A 26,555-nucleotide genomic window follows, 5' to 3' on the forward strand; every position below is an offset into this window, starting at 1 on the left:
CGCCCTTCCTCGCGTCCCGGTACAGTAGTCACTATGGGAACTTGTGACTATTCGGATGCTCGGGCGGAATTCTCGGCATCATCGCGCCAAAGCCGCGACCGTGCCATCCTTTTCGCCAGCATCGCCGGCATCGTCCTTCTCGTGGGGGCTTTCCTCATCGGGGATGTCGTCACGTTCGCCGCAGCGGCAGGAACCGCACTCCTTGCCTGGGCCGGAGTTCAACTCGTCGGCATCGGCTATCTGCGCACGAGGCCGAAAAATCCTGCAGTCGGCCTCTCGATCGTTGCGGGCGCCGCCACCGTCCTCGCCGTCCTCCTCATCACACCCGGCGGCACAGCAGCCGTCACCATCGCCGGCGCCTGGCTGGCCTGCGGTGCCGCCACCGAGGTGCTCCGCGGGAGCCAGTGGCGCCGTGCCCTCTCGGCGGAGGGCACCTCAGGAGAGGTTGTTCGCACTCTTGCCGTCCACACGGGATATGACGGCACCCCGCTCGTGAGCTTCCTCAGCGGCGGGGTGCTGGTCGGTGTGTGGGCTGCCGTGCTCGGCGCGCTGCCGTGGCTGACGCCGTTCGCGATCCTCGTGCACGTCGCGGCCGCCCTCGGACTGTCTGCTAGCCCTCGTACTCGGTGAGCAGGTCGATCCTGTCCTGGTGGCGCTGATCTCCCGAGAACGGTTCCGCAAGGAAGGCATCGACGAGGGCGAAGGCTTCCTCCTGCGTGTGCTGACGGGCTCCGATCGCGACAACGTTGGCGTTGTTGTGTTCGCGGCCGAGGCGGGCCGTTGCCTCCGACCAGGCGAGAATGGCGCGAACGCCCTTGACCTTGTTGGCGGCGATCTGTTCGCCGTTGCCTGATCCGCCGATCACGATGCCGAGAGATCCCTCGTCTGCGACGACTGCCTCGCCGGCGGCGAAGCAGAACGGCGGGTAATGATCGAGGGCATCGTATTCGTGGGCGCCGTGATCGATGACGTCGTGGCCAGCGTCGGTGAGGTAAGCGACGAGTGCTTCCTTGAGCTCGAAGCCGGCATGGTCTGTTCCAATATGTATCCGCATAGCTACAAGCATAACCTCAGCCATTCGGTTCGAGTGCCCGGCGGGCTCGTCCTAGACTGGGGCAATGACTGATCCAATACTTGACGACGTCCTTGCCGGCGCCAAAACCTCTGTCCGCGTCCAAGACGACCTGTTCCGGTGGGTGAACGGCACGTGGCTCGATACTCACGAGATTCCCGCGGACCGTCCGAGCGACGGCTCCTTCTACAAGCTCAACGAGCAGTCGGAAGAGCGGGTGAAGGCCCTCATCGACGACCTGTCGGAGGGCAGCCCGGAGGGCGATGCGAAGAAGATCGCCGATTACTACCGTTCCTTCATGGATGTGGAGACGATCAACGCGGCCGGCATCACGCCTCTCGGTGCGGATCTTGACCTCATCACGTCGGCCCAGACAAAAGACGAACTGGCCCGTGCGGTCGGTCAGCTCTCGCGTACGGGTGTCGATGTTCCCTTCGGTTTCGATATCGATGCCGACCTGAACGATCCCGATTCTTACGTCTTGTTCGTCTCCCAGGCCGGCCTGTCCCTCCCCGATGAGGCGTACTACCGGGCCGAGCAGCACGCCGACACTCTCGCAGCCTTCACGACCTTCGTGCCCGAGTTCCTCGAGGTCGCTGGCCTCGTTCCCGATCCGACTGCCACCGCGGAGCGGATCATCTCGTTCGAGAAGGCTCTCGCCTCCCACCACGCTGATGTTGTGACGACGCGAGACACGGACAAGATCAACAACCCCATGCCGTGGGCTGACTTCGTCGCGTCCGCTCCCGGATTCGACTGGGATGGTGCCCGGGACGCCATGGGCATTCCCGCCGACCTCGTCGGCCGTGTCATCGTCCTCACCCCGGATGCTCTCGCGGGTGCGGCCGCGCTGTGGGCGGAGGCCGAGATGGAGACGCTCCGCGACTACCTGGCGTGGAAGGTGCTGACAGCACGCGCGTCCTACCTGTCTGAAGTCATCGATAACAAGAACTTCGAGTTCTTCCGGACGACCCTGACCGGCACCACCGAGCAGAAGGAACGGTGGAAGAGGGGCGTCGCGGTCGTCTCCGGCGTTCTCGGTGAGGCCCTCGGAAAGATCTACGTGGAGCGCCACTTCCCGCCCGAGCACAAGGCGAAGATGGAGCAGCTCGTCGCCGACCTCCTCGAGGCCTACCGCCTCTCCATCCAAAGCCTGGACTGGATGGGAGAGGATACGAAGGTGAAGGCGCTGAAGAAGCTCGCGACCTTCAACCCGAAGATCGGCTACCCGGATACGTGGCGCGACTACTCGAACCTGACCATCACCGATGATCTCCTCGAGAACGTGCGGTCGGCCAACGCCTTCGAAACCGATCGTGCGATCGCCAAACTGGGCAAGCCCATGGATCGCGACGAATGGTACATGCCGCCGCAGATGGTCAACGCCTACTACAACCCGGTCTGGAATGAGATCGTGTTCCCGGCCGCGATCCTCCAGCCGCCCTTCTTCGACCCGGAGGCGGATGACGCATGGAACTATGGCGGCATCGGGGCTGTCATCGGGCACGAGATCGGGCACGGATTCGACGACCAGGGCTCCAAGTATGACGATTCCGGCAAGCTCAACAACTGGTGGACCGATGAGGACCGCCGCGAGTTCGAGAAGCGCGCCAATGCGCTGATCTCTCAATACGATGCCTACACTCCGGCCCAGCTCGGACAGTCCGAGCATCACGTCAACGGTGCTCTCACGATCGGGGAGAACATCGGAGACCTGGGCGGGCTCACGATCGGGCTCAAGGCCTACGATATTGCGCTGCGCCGCAACGGCTACTCGGGCTTGGCCGATGCTCCCGTCATCGACGGCCACACCGGCATCCAGCGCGTCTTCTACTCCTATGCTCGGATCTGGCGGTCGAAGTCGAGGGATGAGATGGCGGTGGTGCTGCTCTCCATCGACCCCCACTCCCCGGCAGAGTTCCGATGCAACGGCGTCGTCAAGAACCTCACGGCCTTCCACGACGCATTCGACGTGACCGAGGGCGATGAGCTCTACCTTCCGCCCTCTGAGCGCGTCACCATCTGGTAGCCGCGCTTCCAGACTCCGGAGGGGGAGGATCGGGATCGACCCGGCCCTCCCCCTCCTTCGTGCCGTTACGAGACCGGCGCGAGAGTTCCGAACATCTCGAGAACATCCTCGAGGTTCTCGTCGAAAACATCCGTGCTTGCCGAATAGGCGATCTCCTGGAAGCCATCATCGGTGAAAATCGGGTAGACGAGCTGGCGCAGTCCCACCCCATCGACTTCGCGGGTGACGATGAGTCCCTCCACCGTTTCACCGTCGACATCGAGCGGTTCCGCGGCCTCGACGGAGACGCCCTCACCGGTGAAGGCCTCCCCGGCGGCGACGCTCCACTCCTCGTAGTCGGCAGGAATCCCCTCGACAGTGCCATCCGCCCACGTGCCGATAATGTTGGCGGCAAATTCGGCGTTGTTGACGTCGGAGACGAGCAGGATCGTCATGTTGACGCGGTCATCGAGGGGCGCCGGATATGCCTGCCACCCGTCGACGAGGGTGAGGGAGAATCGACCATCGCTCGACGTGGCGACTCCGTCTTCGACGACCATGAGGTTGCCCTCCGAGGAGGCATCACCATCGGCCGTGCTCTCGGCTGTCGTCCCGCTGCTCGTCACCTCGGATTCGTTCTCCTCAGAATCCGCGGAACACGCGGAGAGGGCTGCCAGGGCCACGATCGTCGTCGCGGCAAGTTTTCTCATCATTCGAACGAGGGACCCTTCTCGCGAGATCGCTTGATCTCGTAGAAGCCCGGCACGCCCGCCACGAGCACGGCACCGTCCCACAGTCGAAGAGCATCGTCCCCGCGCGGGGTGGGGGTGATGACGGGGCCGAAGAAGGCGTTGCCGTTGATCGAGATCGTGGGAACACCGACGTCGGTGCCGACAAGATCCGTCGCACCCTTCAACTGGGCATTGAGCGCCTCATCGAACTCGCCGGACTCGGCACGCTCCACGAGTGCCGTATCGAGATCCAATGCTTCGAGAGCTTCGATCACAGCATCGCGGTCGTTGACGCGGCCGCCGGGATGGAAGCGTGTGCCCACCTCGGTGTAGAAGTTCCCGAGAGCCTCCTGGCCGTAGACTTCGCCCACGCCGACGGCGACCTGCGCGCCGAGACGAGCATCCTCCATCATCTGGGCGTAGCGTTCGTCGAGTTCGCGGCCCTCGTTGAGCTTCGTCAACGACAGGACGTGCCACGTCACTGCCACATCACGATTGGGAACGATTTCGTCCGCGATCCATCGGGACGTCATCCAGCACCAGGGGCACGAGGGGTCAAACCAGAATTCAATAGTGTCAGTCATGTGACCATCGTCCCTCAGATCGTCGGTCTCGACAAACAAAACGCTGTCCGCAGTCAGCGTAGCCCGTGCCCAGCAAGTAGGGTTATTGGGACGCACGAACCGTGCACTATCTGAAAGGACATCCATGCCTGGCGAGAACCTCACCCGGTCAGAAGCGGTGGCCCGCGCCGCCGTTGTCGCGACGGAACGCTACCACGTCGACCTCGACCTGCGAGGAGACGACACCTTCTCCTCCGTCACCACGATCGAGTTCGCGGCGACGGGAAGCGACACATTCGTCGACTTCATCGGCACAGTGAACTCGATCGAGCTCAACGGTGAGCCGGTTGACGTATCGGCCTATTCCGATTCCCGCATCCACCTGACGGGACTGGCCGAACACAACACGCTCGTCGTCGATGCGACGGGCCTGTTCATGAACACCGGGGAGGGCATGCACAAGTTCGTCGACCCTGTCGACGGTGAGACGTACCTCTACACCCAGTTCGAGGTTGCTGATGCTCGGCGTGTTTTCGCTGTCTTCGAGCAGCCTGATCTCAAGGCCGAGTTCACCTTCCATGTGACGGCACCGAGCCACTGGCAGGTGTTCTCCAACTCCCCCACTCCCGAGCCCGTCGTTCTCGACGAGGCATCGAGCCGCTGGGAGTTCACCCCCTCGGAGCGGATCTCGTCCTATCTCACCGCGATCATTGCCGGCCCCTACCGCGGCGGCACGTCAGAGCTGACCAGCGCCGATGGTCGGACGATCCCCCTCGGCGTCTACTGCCGGGCCTCTCTCGCGGAGCACTTGGATGCTGACGAGGTCATGGACATCACGAAGGCCGGGTTTGCGTTCTTCGAGAAGGAGTACGGCCACCCGTATCCCTTCCGCAAGTACGATCAGATCTTCGTCCCCGAGTTCAACGCGGGTGCGATGGAGAACGCTGGCGCGGTCACCATCACGGAGACCTACGTTTTCCGCTCCCGCGCGACCGGCGCCATCATCGAGCGCCGCGCCATCACCATCCTCCACGAACTCGCCCACATGTGGTTCGGCGACCTCGTGACGATGAGGTGGTGGAACGATCTGTGGCTGAACGAATCTTTCGCCGAGTTCATGTCCCACCTGGCTCTCGACGAGGCGACCCGCTGGGATCAGGCATGGCAGACGTTCCTCGCGTCCGAGAAGTCGTGGGCGATGAATGCCGACCAGCTGCGATCCACCCATCCGATCGTGACCGGGGTGACCGATCTCGAAGAGGTGTGGGCCAACTTCGACGGCATCACCTACGGCAAGGGCGCGTCGGTTCTCAAGCAGCTCTCCGCCTACGTCGGACGTGACGCCTTCATGGCGGGCCTGTCCGCCTACTTCGATAAGCATTCGTGGCAGAACACGGAACTGTCAGATCTGCTCGTCGAGTTCGAGAACGCCTCCGGGAGGGACCTGACGGAATGGTCGAAGCTGTGGCTGGAGGAGTCCGGCCTGACTCTCGCCCGCCCCGAGATTGAGATCGTCGACGGAAAGATTGCGTCGTTCACGGTCCGGCAGGAGCTCGGGAACGCCTCGAGCCTGCGCCCACATCGTATGGGGATCGGCCTCTACGACATGGTGGATGGCACTCTTTCGCTGCGCCTGAGCATCGACGAGGACATCGCGGGCGACACGACAACCATCGATCGTCTCGTCGGTGAAGCCGCACCGGACCTTCTCCTGCTCAATGACGGGGATCTCGCATACACGAAGATCCGCCTCGATGAGAGGTCCCTCGACACCTCGATCGCCCACATCGGGTCCTTCGACGATCCGCTCGCTCGAACGCTCGTCCTCGAGGCCGCGTGGGACATGTGCCGGGACGCAGAGCTCTCCGCCACCGCCTACACAGAGCTCGCTCTTCGTGCGATTGAGACCGAGAACCATCCGACAGTGCTCCGTGTTCTCCTCCTCAACCTGGCACAGGCCGCCACGATCTACTCTGCTCCCGAACATCGCGATGCTCTCATCGAGCACGTCGCCGATGCTCTGTTCGAGATTGCTGACCGCGCGGAAGGCGGCTCCGAGCTGCAGTTCCAGGTAGCCCTCGAGGCCGCCCGCCGCGCTCGGAGTGCGGCCCAGCTCGATCGGATCTCGGCCTGGCTCGAAGGCAGCGACCTGCCTGACGGCTTCGTCCTCGACACGGACGGCCGGTGGGCTGTGGTTCAGGCGCTGGCAGCGAACGGCAGGATCGATACTGCCGCGATCGACGCCGAACTGGCATCTGATGACACGGCGACAGGGCGTGAGGCCGCGTGGCGGGCTCGCACCTCGATTCCCACGCCGGAAGCAAAGGACGCTGCGTTCGCCACCCTGATCGCCGGCGGTCTTCCGAACATGCAGCAGCGGAGCGCACTTCTTGGCTTCCGGGCGGGAGATCCTGGCGTCCTCGCGCCCTTCTTTCCCCGATACCTCGATGCTCTGAGCACCGTGTGGAAGGAACAGACGTATGAGATGGCGCAACAGCTGACCACTCTCATGTTCACGCCGTCGATCATCGGGCTCGGGACGGATGTCGAGGCAGGCCTGGAGGCCTGGCTCGATGCTCATCCCACCGAAGCGCCGGCATTGCGCCGAATCCTCGTCGAACACACGGACGATACTCGCCGTGCCCTCGCGGCGCAGGCCGCCGACGCTTAGCCGAGGGTCCCGAGGAGGGATCCCACGGTGATGGGAGTGCCTGGTGCCGCGTGTTGGTGCCAGGCATTTTCATCGGGGAAGGTCACGAGGACGATTCCCGGCAGGTCACCGAGGCGGCTGAGATCGGCAGCGATGATCGGGTCTCCGACCTCGACGGCGGCGCCGCGTTCTGTCAGGCACGACAGAGCATCGCTCTTGTACGTGTTGATTCCGACATGGACGAGGCAGGGGCCGATGATGACGGCATGCGAACGTGCCGCCGTGACCGTGCCCGCGAGTGGCGAGACCACGGTCACCGCCTCCGCGTCCCCCGGGTCGATGGCGAGTCCGGGGCCCAGCATGAGGCCCGCGAAGACAGGATCGGGGACCGACTCAAGTGCGAGTACGGTCCCCGATAGTGGCGAATAGAGGTTCACACCATGCGATCCGCAACGTCCTCGGCATCGGGGCCGACGACGATCTGAACAACGTTGTTCTCCTGGACGACGACACCGTGCGCCCCAGCATCCTTCAAGTCCTGTTCGGACACGGGGCCAAGGGTATTGACCTCGACTCGGATACGGGTGATGCAGGCTTCGACGCTCGAAATATTGTCCTTGCCACCGAGAGCGGCGACGAGGGATTCAGCTTTCTCCATGATTCCTCCTTGTTCTCAGAGTAGCCGGTTATCCGCTCCTAGTGCGCGTCTGAATGTTGAAAGGAGGGAGGTCACACGGGCGTGCGTCGGGATGTCGCCGACAAGGACGACATCTTCCGTTCCGTCCGCGAGAGGGACCCTCCAGTTGGGGTATTCCTGGTCGGTTCCCGGCATATTCTGTGCCCGTCGCTCCCCCACCGCATCGACGAGCGATATCGACAGGAATGTCGATGGTGTCTGGGCAATGTAGGAGTGGAGCGCTTCCACGAGTTCACGTTCGGTCGGCTCGCCGTCGACGAGACCATACTCGCGCAGCCGATCGATCGTCTCCTGCAGTTCCCGCTCCGCATCCGCCCGCACCTGCTCGACCGGCTGGGTGAGAAGGCCGAGGCGTTCACGCAGGTCGACATGCTCACCGGCGATGTAGCCGGCCGCCGGGGGCAGGTCGTGGGTATTGACAGAGGAGAGAACCTCTCTGCGGTAATGCTCGGGGCGGAGAGGCTTGCCCTCATTGTCCTTCTCGAACCAGAAGATCGATGTGCCGTAGATGCCGCGGGCTTTGAGGAAGTCACGAACCCATGGCTCGACCGTTCCAAGGTCTTCGCCGACGAGGATGGCTCCCGCACGGTGTGCCTCGAGCAGCAGGATGCCGATCATCGCCTCATGGTCATAGTTGACGTATGTTCCCTCGGACGCCCGGTAGCCGTTCGGGATCCACCACAGCCGGAAGAATCCAGCGATGTGATCGACGCGGAGCATGCCGGCGTGGCGAAGAACGGTACGGATCATGTCCCGCAGCGGAGCGTATCCGGTGGCGGCGAGTGTCTCAGGCCGCCACGGCGGCTGCGACCAGTCCTGGCCGTGCTGGTTGTACATATCGGCGGGGGCGCCCACGGTGACACCTTGTGCGAACGCTTCCGGGTTGGACCACACGTCTGCGCCGAGGGGATGGACACCGACGGCCAGGTCGGTGCAGATCCCGATCTTCATCCCGGATGCTTGCGCTGTTTCCTGGGCTCTCTGGAGCTGTTCGTCCGCAACCCACTGCAGCCACGACCAGAACTCGATCCTGTCGCGCAGGTCGCGACGTTCCCGATCGACATAGATCGAGTCCGCCGTGCGAATAGTCTCGGGGAAACCATCTGGGTACTTCTCGCAGAGTGCGCACCAGAGCGCGAAGTTCTGCAGTCCCTCTCCCTCTTCCTCGAGGTACTTGGCGAATGCTGCCTGGCGGGCGAAGCTGCGCGGCACCGCGAAGATCACTTCGAGCGCTTCACGCTTCGTCGTCCACACCTCGTCGCGGTCGATGTACTCGTTGCGTAGAGAGGAGGCTCGCTGCTCTTCCCCGCCCCAGTCGATGAGTGAGCGCTGCGGGCCCGTCATGTAGGCCGTCTCGAGGATAGCCTCGGGACGGATGTAGATCGGGTTGATGAAGCGGCGAGATACCGGCAGGTAGGGAGACGGTGACATGTTGCCGACCGGTTCGGCGGCATGGAGGGGGTTGATCTGGAAGAAGTCGGCGCCCTCGTGTCCGAAGACTGCCGCGAGATCGGCCAGGTCGGAGAAGTCCCCGATTCCCCACGACTTGGCTGAGCGGACCGAATAGAGTTGGGCCGATACTCCCCATGCTCGACTGGTCTCAAGCGCCGGCTCGTCGAGGCGATCCGGAGTCATGATGAACGGGCACTCCGCCATCGACCCGTCCTCGAGTATCGCCGTCATCGTGTGATAGCCGAGGGGAATATCACCGGGAAGGAGGAACGATGCCTGTCCTGTCGGCCGACCATCGATGTCTCGGTCCGCGGTCCAGTCATCCACCTGGGAGAGGGGCCACTGCCCTCCGTCTTCGAGTTGGATGAGGAGGGCGACCTTCTCGCCCGCCGGCACGTGGACCTGGACACGCCCTTCCTTGTTCTGTCGATGCACCACGGAGAGGGGAAGCACCGTACGCCAGCTTTCGAGTTCACGATTGGCGATGGCGGAGCTTGCCCGATCCTCAGTCGTGGCATCCACGCCCATGGATCCGAGGACCTTGATGAGAACGTCATCGGAGATGTCTCTCTGGATGCCGTCGTATCCCCAGAATTGGGTCGATATCCTGTAGGCTGCGGCGAGCTCCGTCAAGGTTGACCGTGAAGGCGGGACACTCATAGGGGACGACCTTTCGCAACGTTGGTTGACCACTATTCTGCCACACCACGTACCAGTGCATTCCGCAGTCGAACGCCGGATCGTTCCATCAGGTATGTTGTCTCCGCGCGGCCGGGGGCGTCCTTTTCTTTGTCGGCGACGATCAGCGGTAGGTTACTGTTGGCGCAGAATAGGAGAATGATGGACACGAAGATCTTTGTACCCGAGTGCTCGACGGAACCGCTTGCTTCCCTTCTCAACACTCTCCGACTGGAGAAGCTCGACGGCCACCGCTATCTGGGCGACACGAATCTTCCCCAGCTCTCGGGACGGGTGTATGGCGGGCAGGTACTGGCGCAGGCCGTCATGGCGGCCGCGGACACGTTCGACGACTGCGATGTTCGGCCCATCCACTCCCAGACGGCAGCGTTCCTCGCGCCGGGAGACGTCAAGCGGCCGATCAGTTTCGCCGTCGATGTGATCAGCGATGGTCGGTCGTTCGCGACGCGCCTCGTCCATGCGAAGCAGGACGATCGGATCATCTTCACGGCCCGAGACTCGTTCCAGTTCCAGCAGCCAGGAGTCGATCACGAGGACCGCGCACCGGACGTTCCCGGGCCCGAGAACTTTCCGTCCTCTGTTGATCTCTTCGCATCGGTCGACCATCCCGCGGCCCGCTTCATGTCGTCGACGAACTCTCTCGACATGCGGCACGTCGACGGGCAGATCTACCTGCGTCCCGCCCGCGAGGAGCAGTCCACAATCCACATCTGGTTCAAGACCCGCTCCCCCATTCCAGACAACGCCTCACAGACCCTCAAGAGGGCCGTGCTGGCCTACGCGGCCGACCAGTTCATGCTCGAACCGATCATGCAGAAGCATGGACTCGCATGGTCAACACCGGGGATCGCCCTGGCAACCCTCGACCACACGACGTGGTGGCATCGCGATGTGGATCCCGCCTCCTGGATCCTTGCCGAGCTGCACAGCCCATCCGCCCAGGGCGGGCGCGGGCTCACCCTCGCAAAGTTCTATCAAGACGGCACGCTCGTTGCGACAATGGCGCAGGAAGGCATGGTGCGCTCTCCGCACATCGCATGATGCCAGGGGGCCCGCTCGATGAGCGGGCCCCCTGGCATCAGTCCCGTATCAGTCGCGGGTCAGCTTGCGATACGTGACGGCGCTGGGCCGTGCCGCATCCGCACCCAGGCGCTCCACCTTGTTCTTCTCGTAGGATTCGAAGTTGCCCTCGAACCAGTACCAGTCGGCGGGGCTGTCCGCGGTGCCCTCGTAGGCGAGAATGTGGGTCGCGACGCGGTCGAGGAACCACCGGTCGTGCGTGACGACGACGGCGCAGCCGGGGAACTCGAGGAGTGCGTTCTCAAGGGATCCGAGCGTTTCGACATCGAGGTCGTTCGTCGGCTCATCGAGCAGCAGCAGGTTGCCGCCCTGCTTGAGCGTGAGCGCGAGGTTGAGACGGTTGCGTTCACCGCCGGAGAGCACTCCGGCAGGCTTCTGCTGGTCGGCACCCTTGAAGCCGAAGGCTGACACGTAGGCGCGCGACGGCATCTCGACTCGGCCGACCTGGATGTAGTCGAGACCATCGGACACGACTTCCCACAGCGTCTTGTTCGGGTCGATGCCCTCGCGAGACTGGTCGACGTAGGAGATCTGGACCGTTTCGCCGATCTTGAGATCGCCCTCATCCAACGGCTCGAGGCCGACGATCGTCTTGAAGAGTGTCGTCTTGCCGACGCCGTTGGGGCCGATGACGCCGACGATGCCGTTGCGGGGCAGGGAGAAGGACAGGCCGTCGATGAGAACCCTCTCATCGAAGCCCTTCTTCAGACCCTTCGCCTCGATGACGACGTTGCCGAGCCTGGGGCCGGGCGGGATCTGGATCTCTTCGAAGTCGAGCTTCCTCGTCTTCTCAGCTTCCGCCGCCATCTCCTCATACCGGTCGAGACGGGCCTTGGACTTCGCCTGGCGGCCCTTTGCGGAGGAGCGGACCCAGTCCAGCTCTTCCTTCAGGCGCTTCTGAAGCTTGGCGTCCTTCTTGCCCTGGACCTGGATGCGCTCCTGCTTCTTCTCGAGGTAGGTCGAGTAGTTGCCCTCGTAGGGGTAGAGGCGACCGCGGTCGACCTCAGCAATCCACTCGGCAACATGGTCGAGGAAGTAGCGATCGTGCGTGACGGCGATGACGGCGCCGGGGTACTTCGCGAGATGCTGTTCGAGCCACAGCACCGATTCGGCATCCAAATGGTTCGTCGGCTCGTCGAGCAGCAGCAGGTCGGGCTGTTCGAGCAGGAGCTTGCACAGTGCGACGCGGCGCCGTTCACCGCCGGACAGGTGGGTGACGGGGGAATCGGCAGGCGGGCAGCGGAGCGCATCCATAGCCTGCTGCAGCTGCGAGTCGAGATCCCACGCGTTGGCCGCGTCGATCTCGGTCTGGAGCTTGCCCATCTCCTCCATGAGAGAGTCGAAGTCTGCATCCGGGTTCGCCATCTCTTCGCCGATTTCGTTGAAGCGATTCACCTTGCCGAGAATCTCGCCGACGCCCTCCTGGACGTTGCCGAGGACAGTCTTCTCCTCGTTGAGGGGCGGCTCCTGGAGCAGGATGCCGACCGAGTAGCCCGGTGTGAGACGAGCATCGCCGTTCGACGGCGTATCCATGCCAGCCATGATCTTGAGGATCGTTGACTTACCTGCACCGTTGGGGCCGACCATGCCGATCTTGGCACCCGGCAGGAACGCCATCGTGACGTCGTCGAGGATCAGCTTGTCGCCGATCTTCTTTCGAGCCCTGACCATTGAGTAAATGTACTCAGCCACATTTCTCCCTTGTGTGAAAAAGCTTTCTGCCACAAGGCTACCGCAGGTTCAGAACGCGGCCGATTCCTCAGCCATGAGCGGAGTCCTCGAATAGGTCACTGTGCCCCGTCCCAGCTCGACGCCGACAGCGTCTGCTCGGATGACCTGGTCGGTGCGCGACTGCGAGGGGTCGTCCTTCGTCTGGTAGGTCTCTGATTCGAGCCTGCCGCGAACAAGAACCGGGGTGCCCTTCACGATCGATGATGAGCAGTGGCGGGCGAGCTCCCCGAAGGTCTTGATCGTGAACCATTGCGTCACGGGCTCCCGACTGTCTCCGCCACCCCGCCAGGATGTCGATCCCAGGCGGAAGTAGGAATAGGGCTTGTTGCCTTCCCTCTCGATCAGCACCGCATCGGCTCCAGCGAATCCCATGACTGACACGTATATTTCGTTGTTCATGTGTCCTCCTTCACCACGAGGAAACCATCGGAGGGAATCATCCACGCGACGAGGAAGACACATTGTGAACAAGTGGCGTGCGTGCGCCGGATAGAACTTATCCGCGAGCTGTTGCCAAGGCTTCGCGCGTCATCTTGTGCTTCGACAACACATCCTGGACAGGGTTCCCCAGATCACGGATCAGCACCTCAAGGATCTTGTCCCCGACAGCACGCTCGTACCGGTCCGCGGCCCGAATCGAGGCCGTCTTGCGCACCGACTTCGCCATGATCGCCGACCACACCCCGACGAGGACGAGCCCTCCCGCAAGCGCCCAATTGAGTGCGTCTTGCGCGAGGACGCCCTGTCCGAGTGCCGTGGCGACGCCGAGACCGATGCCGCATAGCGCGAGGATGATTCCCAGGAAGAGCAGCATGAGCGCGTTGAGGGAGGACGGTTTCGTGACCGGTATGGAGTTGACGGCGTCCGTGATGTCGCGGCGCAGCTTCTCGGGGCCTGCCGCCGCCTCGTGGATGGACTTGGCCCACGCCGGGGGAAGATCCTGTTTGATCGCGTCGAGCCAACTGTCGCGGACGGCATTCACTGTCGATGTCGCCGGCTGCTCGGGCTTCGCCAGCGCGAACTGGCGCCACGAGTCCCCTCCCGCTCTCATCGAGGACCCTACTGCGCTGATCCCTGCAGCCCGTGCGAGCTGACCCGCGACGGGCTGGAGACGGCTCTCGGTCACCTCAGCTTCGGTTTCGGCGACGGATGATCGCAGCCGTTCAGCAATCGCACTGATTTCGGCTGTTGCTGTGATCGCGTTAATAGAGGGCTTGCTGACAGCGGCCGCGATATGGATCTTGAGTTCGTCGATGCCCTGATGTTCGAGAGCCGATGTCGTGACAACGGGGACGCCGTCGAGACCGTCGGCGGCAAGGACTGCTTCGACGTCGCGGACGATGCGGTCGCGCTGATCGAAGGGGACGGTGTCGATGTGGTTGAGGACGACGAGCATGGCGTCCTTGCGCCGCTCCAATCCTTGGAGGTATCCGCCATGGAGTGCCTGGTCAGCATATTTCTGGGGGTCGAGGACCCAGATGAGGAGGTCGACGAGCGGCATGAGCTGGGTGACCTGGACGGAGTGGGACACTGCGACGGAGTCATGATCGGGAAGGTCGAGCAGGACGAGCCCCCGGAACTCCGGCTCCTCGTCGGTGAGCAGGGAGCCCTTGCGGATCCGACGGTCTTCGTCGACACCGAGGAAGTCGAGCATCGGGCCCGCGCTCTCACCCCAGGAGCATGCCGCGGCGCGTTCCGTCGTCGGCCGGATCTCTCCGGAGTCCGCAAACTCGAGCCCCGTGATCGCGTTGAATGTGGTGGACTTGCCCGAGCCTGTGCCGCCGACGAGCGCCACCACCGTCAGATCGGTCCCCAGTGCCATTCGATGTTTGACGGCCTGGAGATCGTCTGTGGCTCTTGCCAGCAGAAAGGGCTCGATATGTCCCTGACCATGGCTGATTCCGGCTTCGAGAGCCGCCAGGCGCTCAGTGAGCTCGTCGGTCTTGTCCTGCGTCATATCGTTCACTTCTTCTCCCATACAGCATCGACAAGTTCCCGCGCTCGAATGCGAAGCGTCGAGCTGTCCGGCATGTCCAAACGGTCGATGACGGTGACGTATTCTTCCACGACAGCGTCGATGGCTTCCCGGCATCGTTGTTTCAGGGCGCGTTGGACGCGGGTCAGGCCGCCCAGGCCGCCAGTTTTTGACAGTGCGGACTGCAGTCCCGTCACACCGCCCGCACCGGCGCGCAGAAGATCCGCTAAGCCGTCGGTTGAGACTCTCTTCGTGATCGGCCCGGTGACGCGTGCAGCTGCCGCCGCGGCATCATCGTGCCACTGCCGAAGGGCCCGTTCCACGAGAGGTTCGATATCGACCGCGACGACGAGGTCGGTTGTGTCGACATAGGAACCAGCCCACGCGAAGTCTGCTCTCTCTCGGGCGCTGATCAGAGCCTGGGTGAGGGAGACTCGCAGAGCATCGTCGATCGCATGGGCAATATCGGAGGCAGCTCGGTCTCTCTTGGCGATCGCTCTGCTCGGGAACAGGATGTCTCGTCCCGTGGAGAGAGAAGCGAGAGGCCCTCCGGTCGAGGCGAGAGACAGCCACTGCGTGGTGGGGGCACCACTCGCGAGTCTGCCCACCTCGATCGTGTTCTCAAGCTTCTTCCACGGCTCATCCCCCGACTGCTTGGCCGTCTCGCGAAGGCTTGCGGCGGCCTCCGTCTGCGCCGCCGCAGCATCCGCCAAGTCGAGCAGTTCCCGGCGGATAGCAGGCATCAGCGCACGAGAGGTGCGGGACACGAGAGACTTCGAGGCGCGGGTGGACCGCATGAGCTCGAGCCATTCTTTGAACTCTGCGACTCGCCCCGCATCGAGCCTGCCGCTCGTGGGCCCAGCATCATCGACGATGAAGAGAGGCGACTCTCCCATGCCGGACTCGGCCATGCGCTTCATGAGATCTCCCCGCACCGCAACCTTGGCGCGTTCTGGCAGCCGGTTGAGGACCACCGCGGTTGTCATGCCCCGATCGAAAGCCTCCGTCAAGGTCGACCACGCCAGGTGGTCGCCATACCGCGATGCTGTCGTGACGAAGACCCACAGGTCCGCCGCATTGAGCAGTGTCTGCGACACGCTCCTGTTGTGAGCATCGATCGAGTCGAGGTCGGGAGCATCGACGAGGGCGATCCCCGGGATCGCATTCGGGGTGACTATTACGTCACACAGATCGAGGAGCAGATGCTCCGCCATTGCCCCCTCATCGTCTTCATGGAGGACGAGGACAGGTGTCTTCGTCGTGGGACGGATGACCGACGCTTCTGAGACCTCTTCCCCGATGAGGGTGTTGAGGAGGGTGGATTTGCCCGCCCCGGACGATCCTCCGAGGACGACGATCGCGGGGACCGCTTCCTTGAGAAGATGCGGAAGAAGGCGGGTCGAGAGTTGAGTCTGAAGGGAGCGTTGGGACTCACGGAGTTCGTGAATCCCGGGAACCGACAGCGGGAAGGCGACGTCCTGCAGCGCCTCGACAGTGTCTGTCACGAGGCGCGCAAGTCTGGAAGCTGCATAGTGGGAACTCACCCCTCTATTCTTACCGGAAACTGGAACATTGTGTCGCAGAGTCGTACCGTTGGCGGTGCGCTAATATTGAATGGGCATTCGCCCACGCCTCCATAGCTCAATGGATAGAGCAACGGCCTTCTAATCCGTAGGTTGCAGGTTCGAATCCTGCTGGGGGCACCAGAAGCCTGATCCAGCCATGAAAGGCAACGACGTGCCGACGAAGCAGCTCAACAATCCCATCGTGTGGATCGACTGTGAGATGACGGGCCTCGATCTCACTCGCGACGGCCTCGTCGAGATCTCGGTCGTCATCACCGACTCCGACCTGGTCCCCATCGACGAGGGAATCGACCTCGTCATCAAGCCGACCGCGGACGCGCTCGAATCCATGGGCGATTTCGTGCGGAAGATGCACACGGACTCGGGACTCATCGACGAATGGGATGACGGCCTCACGCTCGAGGACGCCCAAGAGCAGGTCCTTGCCTATATCAAGGATCGTGTGCCCGAGAAGAAGGCCCCCCTCGGGGGCAACTCGGTCGGCACCGACAAGTCGTTCCTCGAACGGGACATGCCGGCCGTCATCGACTACCTGCACTACCGGGTTATCGATGTCTCCTCCATCAAGGAGCTCGCTCGCCGCTGGTACCCCCGCGCCTATTTCGCATCCCCGGAGAAGTTCGGCAACCATCGCGCACTCGGAGACATCTACGACTCCATCGACGAACTGCGGTACTACCGGAGTGTGCTCATGCCAGAAGGGGATGGTCCCTCGACAGAGGAAGCGAAGGCGAAGGCTGAGGCCGTACTCGCCTCCCGGACTCAACTCAGCTTCACGGTCGGAGACTGACGCCATCCCTGACGAACATCGGGGCATCACAGGTGGATAGGCTTTCCTCATGATCCAACCCATTGTCATCACCGGGGATCCGGTGCTGCATACTCCCGCACAACCGGTCGATGTCTTCGATGCTGGTCTCGCACGCCTCGTCGAGGACATGTACGAGACCACCGTGGCGGCGCCTGGTGTTGGTCTTGCCGCCCCGCAGATCGGCATCCCAGGGCAGATCTTCGTCTGGGTGTATGCCAACCAGACAGAGGCAGCACCGCGGGGCGTCGCGATCAATCCCGAACTCTGGATCGAACCCATCACCCCCGGCGCGGCATCAGAAGCTGACAGGGAAGGCTGCCTCTCCTTCCCCGGAGAGAAGTTCCCGCTGCGTCGCAGCCCGCGAGCGCTCCTGCGGGCCCAGGACGTGACGGGACGTCCATTTACGCTCGAAGCAACCGGTTGGTTCGCTCGCATCCTGCAGCATGAATACGACCACCTGCAGGGCACCATCTACGTCGACCGTCTCTGCGGGCCTGACGCCGAGACGGTCTCTCGCATCAGCCGCGAACGCGGGTGGGGGCAGCCCGGATTGACGTGGATGCCGGGGCAATGACGGGAAAGGCGCGGAAGAGCGCCCCGCACGCGACTCCCCCGCATCTGACGAGAGAACGCGATGAGATCTTCAGGGAGGCCACGAAGCGGCCCGTCCACCTGCGCGGCCGCTTCATCCTTCTCGTCTTCTTCGGGGGCACTCTCGGCACGGCTGCTCGCCTCGGGCTTTCGCTCCTCTTCCCAACCGATGGGCTGCCGACAACGATCCTTGCCATCAACCTTGCCGGAGCCTTTATCCTCGGGGTTCTGCTCGAATCGCTGATCCGCACAGGTCAAGATATTGGGATGCGGCGTGCGGTGCGACTATTCATCGGGACGGGCTTCTTCGGAGGGTTCACCACCTACAGTGCACTGGCTGTCGACACTGTCCGCTTGGCAGAGAGCGGGGAACCTGAGATCAGTGTCCTCTACGCGGCGGGGAGTCTCGTCCTCGGCACGCTCGTTGCCTGGCTCGGCATCGTCTGCGCACGGAAGGCACGTCAATGAGTCCCCTCCTGTTCCTCGCGGTCTCTCTCGCCGGCGGGCTGGGAGCATGCGCCCGGTTCATCCTTGATGGATTGATCCGCGCTAAGGCGAATCATCCGACGCCGTGGGGCACGATCATTATCAATATCTCCGGTTCTTTCCTATTGGGATACCTGACGGGCGTCGCTTCACAGAGCCTTCTTCCGCCGACGTGGCTTCCGATCGTGGGGACAGGCTTCCTCGGGGGCTACACGACGTTCTCGACCGCGAGCGTCGAGACAGCACGCCTGCTCACGGAGGAGAAGCGGTTAGCCGCGACAGTATCGGGCGTGGGAACACTTCTCGGGGCGACTGCCGCGGCGGCCGCCGGCCTCTGGATGGCATAACAGGCACGTACCCCCTCAATCGAATCGCCCCGCTGGTGCGATGGATGTGCGGCACCTTCCCGGAGGTACGAGACAAACACACGTCCATACACCCACTCGCATCATCTGCCCTTTTCCTACGAGAAAGCGGACAACAGGTGATTTCGTCGAGCGGGATCTGGAAACGGGCACGTAGGCAGACTGGTAATCTCGGGTTATCTCGCATGGTTGCGACGATCGGTGGAGACCACTCAGGCAGCGGCCCCGCGCCACCGCACACAGCCGCACAGTCCCAAGGGGAACATGATGGCTCACGATAACGATTCCGCGCGACCCGGTGTCGGCCCCGACTTCGACGCAATCGATACCTACCGCGACCTGCATTCACATCCAGAGCTTGCCTTCAATGAAGTACGTACCGCTCAGGTGGTCGCTACCCACCTCGAGGCGGCTGGCTATGCCGTGACCACGGGTGTTGGCGGGACAGGCGTTGTCGGTGTCCTCGAACGCGGTGAGGGACCCACGGTTCTCCTGCGCGCCGACATGGATGCTCTTCCCGTCGCGGAAGACACCGGCCTCGACTACGCGTCCACGCAGTCAGCGACCCGCCCCGATGGGACGACGACCCCGGTCATGCACGCATGCGGGCATGACGTGCACACCACCTGCCTCATCGGCGCAGCCTACGCATTGGCCGCGGACACGTCGTGGCAGGGCAAGATCCTGGCCGTCTTCCAGCCCGCAGAAGAAGTCGGCAAGGGCGCACGTGCCATGGTCGCCGATGGTCTCTTCGACCGTTTCGGCAAACCCGATGTTGTTCTCGGACAGCATGTCGCCCCGTTGCCAGCCGGTGTTCTCGGAGTCCGTCCCGGGCCCGCCTTCGCAGCATCCGACGCCATGAGGATCACCCTCTATGGGAAGGGCGGGCATGGCTCCCGCCCGGAGACCACGCAGGATCCTGTTGTCATGGCAGCGTCCCTGGTGATGCGCCTCCAGACGATCGTGTCCCGCACGATTGCCGGAAGCGACACTGCTGTCGTGACGGTCGGGTCGATGCATGCCGGAACCGCCCACAACATCATTCCTGATGATGCGACGCTTCAGCTCAGCGTCCGCACCTTCGATCCTGCCGTCCGCGACAAGGTCATGGCCAGCATCGAGCGTCTCGCACGGGCTGAGACTCTCGCGGCCGGAAGCGAACGGGAACCCGATGTCACCCTCATCGAATCCTTCCCTGCCGTTGTCAACGACGCTGAGGCCAGCAAGGTCGTTGCCGATTCCTTCGGGACGATCCCCGGCCTCATGGTTGTCGATCCGGGCAGTGTGACCGGCAGTGAAGACGTCGGCATCCTCGCTCTTGAATCTGGTGCTCCCTGCGTCTACTGGCTGCTCGGCGGAGCCGATCCGACGCTGTTTGCCGGAGCTTCAAGCATCCAGGGGATCGCCGCGATTGTCGGAGGACTCCCCTCCAATCACTCCCCGCACTTCGCTCCGCAGCCCGATCCGACTCTGAAGGTCGGTATCACCGCACTCGTCACTGCTGCGAAGACGTGGCTTGCGTGAGAGGAACCCGGTGACCGAGCAGGTCCCGAGCCCGGAGGAGAAGAAGCCGGAGGAGGGACAGAAGAAGACGAAGTCTCCCGACAGTCCGCGGCGTCTCGTGGACCGAATCGCCGGGCGGCCGATCAGCGCACTGCACATGATCTCCGAGGCAGACGCCGAAAAGGCGAATGCCGTCCTCGAAGGTCTCGTGGAGGGCGATGCTGTCGAGAAAGAGATCCTCGACGAGCTCCTTGATGCTGAGCCGCTGGCTGAGCCCCAGGCGTTCGGGACTCTGCACCGCACTCTCATGCGGGCTCTCGAGGTCTACGACCGCAACGCCCACAGGCCACCGGCTGGCATGCCAGGCTTCGTTCTCAAACCCATCGCACAGCCCATCGTCACCCTGCTGACAATGGCGATGTCGAACTCGTTCCAGGAACGCGTGATCCGTGACGTCCGCCAGCTCTACCTCCTGCGGGAAGCAAACTCTGTCATCGGCACGCCCGAGTATCGGATGCTCGCGATCGCACGCAGGCAGCTCGACGCTGTCTACGATGCGATGACGAGTCGGCGCCAAATCATCCCGGCCTTCCTCGTCGGCGGTGCAGTCCTGTCAGCACTCGCCAGTATCCTTGACTCGCTGCTGCATGACGCGTTCGGGCGATATGTGCTGTTCGCTGCGATCCTCCTGCTCACCGTCGGCGCATTCTGGTGTCTCATCACCGCCTCCGCTATCGTCCGCAGGCGTACCAGCCTCATCCTCGACCAGCCGCTCAAGATCCTGTGGCAGGCCGTGGGCGGGGCGGGGCGTCCCCCGCGAGAACCCAGCAAGATCTTCGTCATTGTCGCAACCTTGCTCCTCCTCGTCGGCTGGGTACTGACCCCGTTGACCCTGGCCATCGTTCTCAGCATCACCTAACATCCCGGCGGGCTATTGACCGCCACCACCGTCCACCGTGTGTCGGACAAGAAGGAGCCTCGGAGCCGTGGAAATGAACTACGCCTTGGACGAGGAGGCCAGGAAGAAGCCGATCGGCAGACTCACGCTGGGTATCCTGCTGTGTGTCCTCCCCCTTGTTATCTCCTTCTTCAGCCCCCTGCGCCCCGACACTGCGCTCGTCTATGTCGGGCTTCTGCCAGCCTTCGTCGCCCTCCCATCAGGGCCACGAGTGACTTTCGGAACCGCCTGATTCGGCCTGGGTTTAGTTCCGTGCTTTATAGCAGAATAGGAACACTATGCCCAGAAAGTATGACCCCGAACTGAAGCAGCGTGCGGTGCGGATGGTTTCCGAGGCTCTTCCCGATCACCCCACTCGCACAGCCGCGGTCCGTCATGTCGCGGACCTGCTCGGGGTAGGCGCAGAGGCCCTGCGAACCTGGCACCGGCAGGCCGAAGTCGACCAAGGTAAAAGGCCCGGCGTGACGACCGACTTAGCCGCAGAGAATAAACGACTGGAGCGTGAGAACGCTGAGCTGCGCAAGGCTAACGAGGTGCTTAAAGCTGCGAGTATATTTTTCGCGAAGGAACTCGACCGGCCACGGACGAAATGATCGCTTTCATCGATACTTATCGTGATCGTTTCGGAGTTGAGTTCCTCTGCGCCACGCTTCGTGGGGCAGTCCGTGGATTTATCACCTCCCGTGGATACCGTGCCGCGAAGAGCCGGCCCCCGTCAGCCCGTCAGCTGAAAGACGAGCTGCTGATTCCAGAGATCCAGCGCCTGCACGAAGAGCATTACAGCGTCTACGGACGCCGCAAGATGCATGCGCTCCTGAAACGACAGGGCTGGGACATCGGCCGCGATCAGACCCACAGGCTCATGAAACTCGCCGACGTTGAAGGTGTTCGCAGGTCAAAGAAGGCTTTCACCACGATCCCTGATTCCGTCTTAGCGCTGCCCGGGGACCTGGTGGAGCGCCGGTTTGTTGCTGACCGACCTAACCAATTGTGGGTCTGCGACATCACCTATGTCGCCACCTGGTCCGGGTTCGCCTACGTCTCTTTCATCATCGACGTCTTCGCTCGTCGTATCGCCGGCTGGAATGTTGCCTCGACATTGAAAGCTGACGTGCTGCCACTGCAAGCTTTGGAGATGGCTGCCTGGCAAAACGACGGTGACCTTGATGGAGTGATCCATCATAGCGATCACGGCTCGAACTACATGTCCCTGGTCTACACCAGCAGGGTCAATGAACTCGGCGCCAAGCCCTCTACCGGGACCGTCGGCGATAGTTTTGACAACGCGATGGCTGAATCGGTTAATGCTCTCTACAAGGCCGAACTGATTCGTCAGCGCGGGCCGTGGAAGACCGTGGAAGAAGTTGAGCTGGCAACCCTGGAATACGTGTGGTGGTGGAACAACAAACGCCTCCACGGTGAACTTGGCTACCGCAGCCCGCTCGAGGTCGAGACCGCCTACTACACTGAACAAGAATCCCGCCTGACACCAACCCGGTGACAGAAAAACGGCCGGAACTAAACCCAGGCCGAATCAACGTTTCTTCTGCCCAGGACGGCTCATCCCCGCAGGCGCGGGGAACACATGATCGCCGAAATGCTCGTGTTGAGCGTGTAGGGCTCATCCCCGCAGGCGCGGGGAACACTGCATCATTATGCGTCCCTTTCAATGAGTTGGGGGCTCATCCCCGCAGGCGCGGGGAACACGTTTACGACAGCAACTCCGGTAATTGGATCGTGGGCTCATCCCCGCAGGCGCGGGGAACACGAGGTCCAAGCAATTGTGTGTCGCTGTTGTCTGGGCTCATCCCCGCAGGCGCGGGGAACACGGGTGATGCGGGGGTGATGGTCATGGGGTGCGGGGCTCATCCCCGCAGGCGCGGGGAACACTTCGCCCGCAACAGCCCGTTCGCGAAGGACGTCGGCTCATCCCCGCAGGCGCGGGGAACACCGGACCCATGTGAGTGCCCTGTAGGGGAACACAGGCTCATCCCCGCAGGCGCGGGGAACACACCTCTCCGGAGTCCGCCACATGGGCCAACGAAGGCTCATCCCCGCAGGCGCGGGGAACACATCTGACCGAGCCGATACAGCTGCGCGATCCCCGGCTCATCCCCGCAGGCGCGGGGAACACACGCGAATACTCGAGCTGATTCGGCGCTAGTGGGGCTCATCCCCGCAGGCGCGGGGAACACTGCTGGCCGTGTCGGGTGAGTCTCCGGCTTTGGGGCTCATCCCCGCAGGCGCGGGGAACACGCGACGAGCGCGGAGATCAGTAGGAAGATCCAGGGCTCATCCCCGCAGGCGCGGGGAACACACGCTCTTGATGGCCCCGAATGAGGCCGAGACGGGCTCATCCCCGCAGGCGCGGGGAACACTTTATGCCACCGACATCGGCGATATTGCGCTCGGGCTCATCCCCGCAGGCGCGGGGAACACCTTCCTTCAGACCATCAGACAGTAGCTCATGAGGGCTCATCCCCGCAGGCGCGGGGAACACTGTTTCAAAACGGCAATAAAGTTGGTATGCGCCGGCTCATCCCCGCAGGCGCGGGGAACACAGACCACACCCACACCACAGCCCCCGGCCCCGGGGCTCATCCCCGCAGGCGCGGGGAACACGGTCGTCGGAATGCCCAAGATCCCAGGGTTCTGGGCTCATCCCCGCAGGCGCGGGGAACACTTTGAGGACCTCGACCATCTCCCGGCCGGCCTCGGCTCATCCCCGCAGGCGCGGGGAACACATCTCGATGACCGCTTGGTCTTTCCCGCGCGTCGGCTCATCCCCGCAGGCGCGGGGAACACGGCCTGGAAAACATCGGGGTCCGCACCATGAGCGGCTCATCCCCGCAGGCGCGGGGAACACGCACGCACATCCCCACGCGGGACCGACGTGCCCGGCTCATCCCCGCAGGCGCGGGGAACACACCCTGAGCTTCGACGGGGCCTGCCCTGTCGTGGGCTCATCCCCGCAGGCGCGGGGAACACCGGAATCAGTATCATCCTCGGCAGGTCAACAACGGCTCATCCCCGCAGGCGCGGGGAACACTCGTGGCCGCAGGCGAGGGAGCGGGTCAACCGGGGCTCATCCCCGCAGGCGCGGGGAACACCTCCTATAATTCTTGTGTGGGGCCGGGCCTTCAGGCTCATCCCCGCAGGCGCGGGGAACACGTCGGCGTCGGCAACGACACGGGCGTCGAGGTCGGCTCATCCCCGCAGGCGCGGGGAACACCTAACATCCGCTCCCAGATCAACGAAGTCACTCGGCTCATCCCCGCAGGCGCGGGGAACACTCAGTATGGTTGGGGTTGTGTGGGGGCCGGGCCGGCTCATCCCCGCAGGCGCGGGGAACACAGAATCGTCATTGCGAAGCGTGCTCCGTCGAGCGGCTCATCCCCGCAGGCGCGGGGAACACTCGAGGCGGATACGGCGGCGGCGCTCGCGGTCCGGCTCATCCCCGCAGGCGCGGGGAACACTGCGACGTGCGCATGCAGGGTCGCGATCGCGGGGGCTCATCCCCGCAGGCGCGGGGAACACGCGATCGCATCCATGGACAAAGTAGAGGACTGGGGCTCATCCCCGCAGGCGCGGGGAACACCGCAGGTCGCTCGCCCTCACGATGATCGGCCTGGGCTCATCCCCGCAGGCGCGGGGAACACACCGCGAGCGCCATGCGCTATATCGCGCGCACGGGCTCATCCCCGCAGGCGCGGGGAACACTCCCAGTTCGCCAGCACATACTTCGCGATCCGGGGCTCATCCCCGCAGGCGCGGGGAACACTTCGTCGGTAATGGTTTGTTGAGGTGGTCCCGGGGCTCATCCCCGCAGGCGCGGGGAACACCTCACAGAATAGGGCAACCACCTCGTCCCACTCGGCTCATCCCCGCAGGCGCGGGGAACACACTGGATACCGGCCTACTGTCTTGATTCTATGCTGGGCTCATCCCCGCAGGCGCGGGGAACACAACCCACAAGGAGACGCCGTGAGTGCCGACCGGGGCTCATCCCCGCAGGCGCGGGGAACACCTCACAGAATAGGGCAACCACCTCGTCCCACTCGGCTCATCCCCGCAGGCGCGGGGAACACACTGGATACCGGCCTTCTGTCTTGATTCTATGCTGGGCTCATCCCCGCAGGCGCGGGGAACACAACCCACAAGGAGACGCCGTGAGTGCCGACCGGGGCTCATCCCCGCAGGCGCGGGGAACACACTACTTCCGGCAGGCTAATCCATCAGCTGTAGGGCTCATCCCCGCAGGCGCGGGGAACACGGTTGAAACCGCAACTAACTGTTGCTCGTGAAAGGCTCATCCCCGCAGGCGCGGGGAACACCTGAGAGAGTCGTAAGATCCATGATGTGTGTCCGGCTCATCCCCGCAGGCGCGGGGAACACGGCCCAGGCATAAAAGCATTCGAGGGCGCCGCAGGCTCATCCCCGCAGGCGCGGGGAACACAGGGTGTCGGCCTACTGTCTTGATTCTATGCGGGGCTCATCCCCGCAGGCGCGGGGAACACATTGATGCTAGGACACGTGCCAGTTACGTCCTAGGCTCATCCCCGCAGGCGCGGGGAACACTTCAGTATGGTTGGGGTTGTGTGGGGCCGGGCCGGCTCATCCCCGCAGGCGCGGGGAACACAAGACGGATCTTGACTGGCTGGTCGAGCGGGGCGGCTCATCCCCGCAGGCGCGGGGAACACGCGGGATATAGGGAGATGAAACGGTGAACTACAGGCTCATCCCCGCAGGCGCGGGGAACACCTCGTTTTTTGAGGGCCTGTAGGGCGGTTTTGGGGCTCATCCCCGCAGGCGCGGGGAACACGTTGATGACGAAGAGTGTGTAGTCAGTGGTTTGGGCTCATCCCCGCAGGCGCGGGGAACACCGGCCGGGCAAACAGATGGGAGTAGTCGTCCGGGGCTCATCCCCGCAGGCGCGGGGAACACTTCTTGAACGCGGCCAACGCGGGTGTTGCCAGAGGCTCATCCCCGCAGGCGCGGGGAACACGTCGGCGTCGGCAACGACACGGGCGTCGAGGTCGGCTCATCCCCGCAGGCGCGGGGAACACCTGGTGAGCTCTACGCCCAGGTCCTGCCGGAGCGGCTCATCCCCGCAGGCGCGGGGAACACTCAGGGACTGGCTGTATCCGATCGTCGTCGCGAGGCTCATCCCCGCAGGCGCGGGGAACACATCTCTTCCAACATAATTTGTTCCCCTATTTAGGGCTCATCCCCGCAGGCGCGGGGAACACTCGAGAGTGTGACGCGGATCACACTGGGATAACGGCTCATCCCCGCAGGCGCGGGGAACACGAGGGCACGCGGGTCCACGTCCCCGCGAGGATAGGCTCATCCCCGCAGGCGCGGGGAACACACTAGGCGCGCTAGTGGTGACATCGACGTAGACGGCTCATCCCCGCAGGCGCGGGGAACACACTAGGCGCGCTAGTGGTGACATCGACGTAGACGGCTCATCCCCGCAGGCGCGGGGAACACTTCCCGCCGAAACTTGAGCCGCTAATGCACGTAGGCTCATCCCCGCAGGCGCGGGGAACACACTTTATCGCGCTCCCGCTCGGCACTTACTCGGGGCTCATCCC

Annotated in this window: 22 protein-coding genes, 1 tRNA gene and 1 CRISPR repeat array (1 of these 24 only partly in view); of the genes, 13 read left to right on the forward strand and 10 right to left on the reverse strand. The window is 63.4% G+C overall.

Annotated features, from left to right (window positions below; all coding sequences use genetic code 11):
- Positions 1–33 precede the first annotated feature (33 nt).
- Positions 34–630 (forward strand): hypothetical protein, encoded by a 597-nt coding sequence (locus tag H2O75_RS07805; protein ID WP_182170502.1) that lies wholly within the window; start codon positions 34–36, stop codon positions 628–630.
- Here H2O75_RS07805 and H2O75_RS07810 read toward each other — a convergent pair.
- Positions 611–1,054 (reverse strand): ribose-5-phosphate isomerase, encoded by a 444-nt coding sequence (locus H2O75_RS07810; RefSeq protein WP_182170505.1) that lies wholly within the window; start codon positions 1,052–1,054, stop codon positions 611–613. The two genes, H2O75_RS07805 and H2O75_RS07810, sit on opposite strands and share 20 nt — an antisense overlap.
- A 64-nt stretch (positions 1,055–1,118) precedes the next feature.
- On the opposite strand from H2O75_RS07810, the gene H2O75_RS07815 reads away from it, so the two are divergent.
- On the forward strand, positions 1,119–3,101 hold the full coding sequence (locus H2O75_RS07815) for a M13 family metallopeptidase (RefSeq protein WP_182170508.1): 1,983 nt from the start codon (positions 1,119–1,121) through the stop codon (positions 3,099–3,101).
- A gap of 65 nt (positions 3,102–3,166) precedes the next feature.
- Here the strand turns inward: H2O75_RS07815 and H2O75_RS07820 are convergent, their stop codons facing one another.
- Positions 3,167–3,793: a hypothetical protein gene (locus H2O75_RS07820; protein WP_182170511.1), complete on the reverse strand. Its 627-nt coding sequence runs from the start codon at positions 3,791–3,793 to the stop codon at positions 3,167–3,169.
- The gene (locus H2O75_RS07825; RefSeq protein ID WP_182170514.1) at positions 3,790–4,395 is read right to left on the reverse strand and encodes a mycothiol-dependent nitroreductase Rv2466c family protein; all 606 of its coding nucleotides are present in this window, start codon (positions 4,393–4,395) and stop codon (positions 3,790–3,792) included. The genes H2O75_RS07820 and H2O75_RS07825 overlap by 4 nt, the downstream gene beginning before the upstream one ends.
- 124 nt (positions 4,396–4,519) lie before the next feature.
- Here H2O75_RS07825 and pepN point away from each other — a divergent pair, with 124 nt between their 5' ends.
- On the forward strand, positions 4,520–7,045 hold the full coding sequence (gene pepN / locus H2O75_RS07830; protein WP_182170517.1) for an aminopeptidase N: 2,526 nt from the start codon (positions 4,520–4,522) through the stop codon (positions 7,043–7,045).
- Here pepN and H2O75_RS07835 read toward each other — a convergent pair.
- From H2O75_RS07835 to malQ, 3 genes are read right to left on the reverse strand one after another with little or no spacing between them, the layout of a single operon-like run.
- The gene (locus H2O75_RS07835; protein ID WP_182170520.1) at positions 7,042–7,461 is read right to left on the reverse strand and encodes a PTS sugar transporter subunit IIA; all 420 of its coding nucleotides are present in this window, start codon (positions 7,459–7,461) and stop codon (positions 7,042–7,044) included. The genes pepN and H2O75_RS07835 overlap by 4 nt on opposite strands.
- Positions 7,458–7,682 carry a PTS sugar transporter subunit IIB gene (locus H2O75_RS07840; RefSeq protein WP_204736273.1) on the reverse strand — a complete coding sequence of 75 codons (225 nt, stop codon included), beginning with the start codon at positions 7,680–7,682 and terminating at the stop codon, positions 7,458–7,460. Before H2O75_RS07840 ends, H2O75_RS07835 begins: the two co-directional genes overlap by 4 nt.
- 15 nt (positions 7,683–7,697) lie before the next feature.
- Positions 7,698–9,833 (reverse strand): 4-alpha-glucanotransferase, encoded by a 2,136-nt coding sequence (gene malQ, locus H2O75_RS07845; RefSeq protein WP_182170523.1) that lies wholly within the window; start codon positions 9,831–9,833, stop codon positions 7,698–7,700.
- 177 nt (positions 9,834–10,010) lie between these two features.
- Between malQ and H2O75_RS07850 the strand changes: the two genes are divergently transcribed.
- Positions 10,011–10,913 (forward strand): acyl-CoA thioesterase, encoded by a 903-nt coding sequence (locus H2O75_RS07850; RefSeq protein WP_259365229.1) that lies wholly within the window; start codon positions 10,011–10,013, stop codon positions 10,911–10,913.
- A 48-nt stretch (positions 10,914–10,961) separates the two neighbouring features.
- Here H2O75_RS07850 and ettA read toward each other — a convergent pair whose 3' ends face one another.
- From ettA to H2O75_RS07870, 4 genes are all read right to left on the reverse strand, one after another.
- Positions 10,962–12,644 (reverse strand): energy-dependent translational throttle protein EttA, encoded by a 1,683-nt coding sequence (gene ettA, locus H2O75_RS07855; protein ID WP_182170526.1) that lies wholly within the window; start codon positions 12,642–12,644, stop codon positions 10,962–10,964.
- A 48-nt stretch (positions 12,645–12,692) separates the two neighbouring features.
- The gene (locus tag H2O75_RS07860) at positions 12,693–13,082 is read right to left on the reverse strand and encodes a single-stranded DNA-binding protein (protein ID WP_182170529.1); all 390 of its coding nucleotides are present in this window, start codon (positions 13,080–13,082) and stop codon (positions 12,693–12,695) included.
- A gap of 97 nt (positions 13,083–13,179) precedes the next feature.
- Positions 13,180–14,640 carry an ATP-binding cassette domain-containing protein gene (locus tag H2O75_RS07865; RefSeq protein WP_259365336.1) on the reverse strand — a complete coding sequence of 487 codons (1,461 nt, stop codon included), beginning with the start codon at positions 14,638–14,640 and terminating at the stop codon, positions 13,180–13,182.
- A 5-nt stretch (positions 14,641–14,645) separates the two neighbouring features.
- Positions 14,646–16,163, reverse strand: a complete 1,518-nt coding sequence (locus tag H2O75_RS07870) for a GTPase (RefSeq protein ID WP_182170535.1) — start codon at positions 16,161–16,163, stop codon at positions 14,646–14,648.
- A gap of 125 nt (positions 16,164–16,288) precedes the next feature.
- Here H2O75_RS07870 and H2O75_RS07875 point away from each other — a divergent pair.
- From H2O75_RS07875 to H2O75_RS07915, 9 genes are all read left to right on the forward strand, one after another.
- Positions 16,289–16,364, forward strand: a tRNA-Arg gene (locus H2O75_RS07875).
- A 16-nt stretch (positions 16,365–16,380) separates the two neighbouring features.
- Positions 16,381–17,034, forward strand: coding sequence for an oligoribonuclease (gene orn / locus H2O75_RS07880; protein ID WP_182170538.1), 654 nt, complete (start codon positions 16,381–16,383; stop codon positions 17,032–17,034).
- 49 nt (positions 17,035–17,083) lie between these two features.
- Complete coding sequence (gene def, locus H2O75_RS07885) at positions 17,084–17,629, forward strand: peptide deformylase (protein WP_182170541.1); 546 nt, start codon at positions 17,084–17,086, stop codon at positions 17,627–17,629.
- The gene (locus H2O75_RS07890; protein WP_182170544.1) at positions 17,626–18,114 is read left to right on the forward strand and encodes a fluoride efflux transporter FluC; all 489 of its coding nucleotides are present in this window, start codon (positions 17,626–17,628) and stop codon (positions 18,112–18,114) included. The genes def and H2O75_RS07890 overlap by 4 nt, the downstream gene beginning before the upstream one ends.
- Positions 18,111–18,479 (forward strand): fluoride efflux transporter CrcB, encoded by a 369-nt coding sequence (gene crcB, locus H2O75_RS07895; protein WP_182170547.1) that lies wholly within the window; start codon positions 18,111–18,113, stop codon positions 18,477–18,479. Before H2O75_RS07890 ends, crcB begins: the two co-directional genes overlap by 4 nt.
- Positions 18,480–18,761: 282 nt before the next feature.
- Positions 18,762–20,021 carry an amidohydrolase gene (locus H2O75_RS07900; protein WP_220462718.1) on the forward strand — a complete coding sequence of 420 codons (1,260 nt, stop codon included), beginning with the start codon at positions 18,762–18,764 and terminating at the stop codon, positions 20,019–20,021.
- Between the two features lie 10 nt (positions 20,022–20,031).
- Positions 20,032–20,919: a hypothetical protein gene (locus H2O75_RS07905; protein ID WP_182170551.1), complete on the forward strand. Its 888-nt coding sequence runs from the start codon at positions 20,032–20,034 to the stop codon at positions 20,917–20,919.
- Between the two features lie 67 nt (positions 20,920–20,986).
- Positions 20,987–21,190 (forward strand): hypothetical protein, encoded by a 204-nt coding sequence (locus H2O75_RS07910; protein WP_182170554.1) that lies wholly within the window; start codon positions 20,987–20,989, stop codon positions 21,188–21,190.
- Positions 21,191–21,236: 46 nt separating this feature from the next.
- Positions 21,237–22,459 (forward strand): IS3 family transposase gene (locus H2O75_RS07915; protein ID WP_182170556.1). Its coding sequence is split into 2 segments (ribosomal slippage): positions 21,237–21,522 and positions 21,522–22,459, totalling 1,224 coding nucleotides; the frame shifts between segments, so codons are not numbered across the junction.
- A gap of 56 nt (positions 22,460–22,515) precedes the next feature.
- Positions 22,516–26,555: direct repeats of the CRISPR family, unit length 28 nt; unit sequence GGCTCATCCCCGCAGGCGCGGGGAACAC; it runs 3,313 nt beyond the window's last position.

This window comes from Flaviflexus equikiangi (assembly GCF_014069875.1).
Lineage (GTDB): Bacteria > Actinomycetota > Actinomycetes > Actinomycetales > Actinomycetaceae > Flaviflexus > Flaviflexus equikiangi.

Coding starts and splice junctions, on each gene's coding strand:
- H2O75_RS07805 (WP_182170502.1), top strand. CDS start 34: ATGGGAACTTGTGACTATTCGGATGCTCGGGCGGAATTCTCGGCATCA.
- H2O75_RS07840 (WP_204736273.1), bottom strand. CDS start 7,682: ATGGAGAAAGCTGAATCCCTCGTCGCCGCTCTCGGTGGCAAGGACAAT.
- H2O75_RS07820 (WP_182170511.1), bottom strand. CDS start 3,793: ATGATGAGAAAACTTGCCGCGACGACGATCGTGGCCCTGGCAGCCCTC.
- H2O75_RS07810 (WP_182170505.1), bottom strand. CDS start 1,054: ATGCGGATACATATTGGAACAGACCATGCCGGCTTCGAGCTCAAGGAA.
- H2O75_RS07890 (WP_182170544.1), top strand. CDS start 17,626: ATGACGGGAAAGGCGCGGAAGAGCGCCCCGCACGCGACTCCCCCGCAT.
- H2O75_RS07865 (WP_259365336.1), bottom strand. CDS start 14,640: ATGACGCAGGACAAGACCGACGAGCTCACTGAGCGCCTGGCGGCTCTC.
- crcB (WP_182170547.1), top strand. CDS start 18,111: ATGAGTCCCCTCCTGTTCCTCGCGGTCTCTCTCGCCGGCGGGCTGGGA.
- orn (WP_182170538.1), top strand. CDS start 16,381: ATGAAAGGCAACGACGTGCCGACGAAGCAGCTCAACAATCCCATCGTG.
- pepN (WP_182170517.1), top strand. CDS start 4,520: ATGCCTGGCGAGAACCTCACCCGGTCAGAAGCGGTGGCCCGCGCCGCC.
- H2O75_RS07860 (WP_182170529.1), bottom strand. CDS start 13,082: ATGAACAACGAAATATACGTGTCAGTCATGGGATTCGCTGGAGCCGAT.
- malQ (WP_182170523.1), bottom strand. CDS start 9,833: ATGAGTGTCCCGCCTTCACGGTCAACCTTGACGGAGCTCGCCGCAGCC.
- H2O75_RS07815 (WP_182170508.1), top strand. CDS start 1,119: ATGACTGATCCAATACTTGACGACGTCCTTGCCGGCGCCAAAACCTCT.
- H2O75_RS07850 (WP_259365229.1), top strand. CDS start 10,011: ATGATGGACACGAAGATCTTTGTACCCGAGTGCTCGACGGAACCGCTT.
- H2O75_RS07825 (WP_182170514.1), bottom strand. CDS start 4,395: ATGACTGACACTATTGAATTCTGGTTTGACCCCTCGTGCCCCTGGTGC.
- def (WP_182170541.1), top strand. CDS start 17,084: ATGATCCAACCCATTGTCATCACCGGGGATCCGGTGCTGCATACTCCC.
- H2O75_RS07900 (WP_220462718.1), top strand. CDS start 18,762: ATGATGGCTCACGATAACGATTCCGCGCGACCCGGTGTCGGCCCCGAC.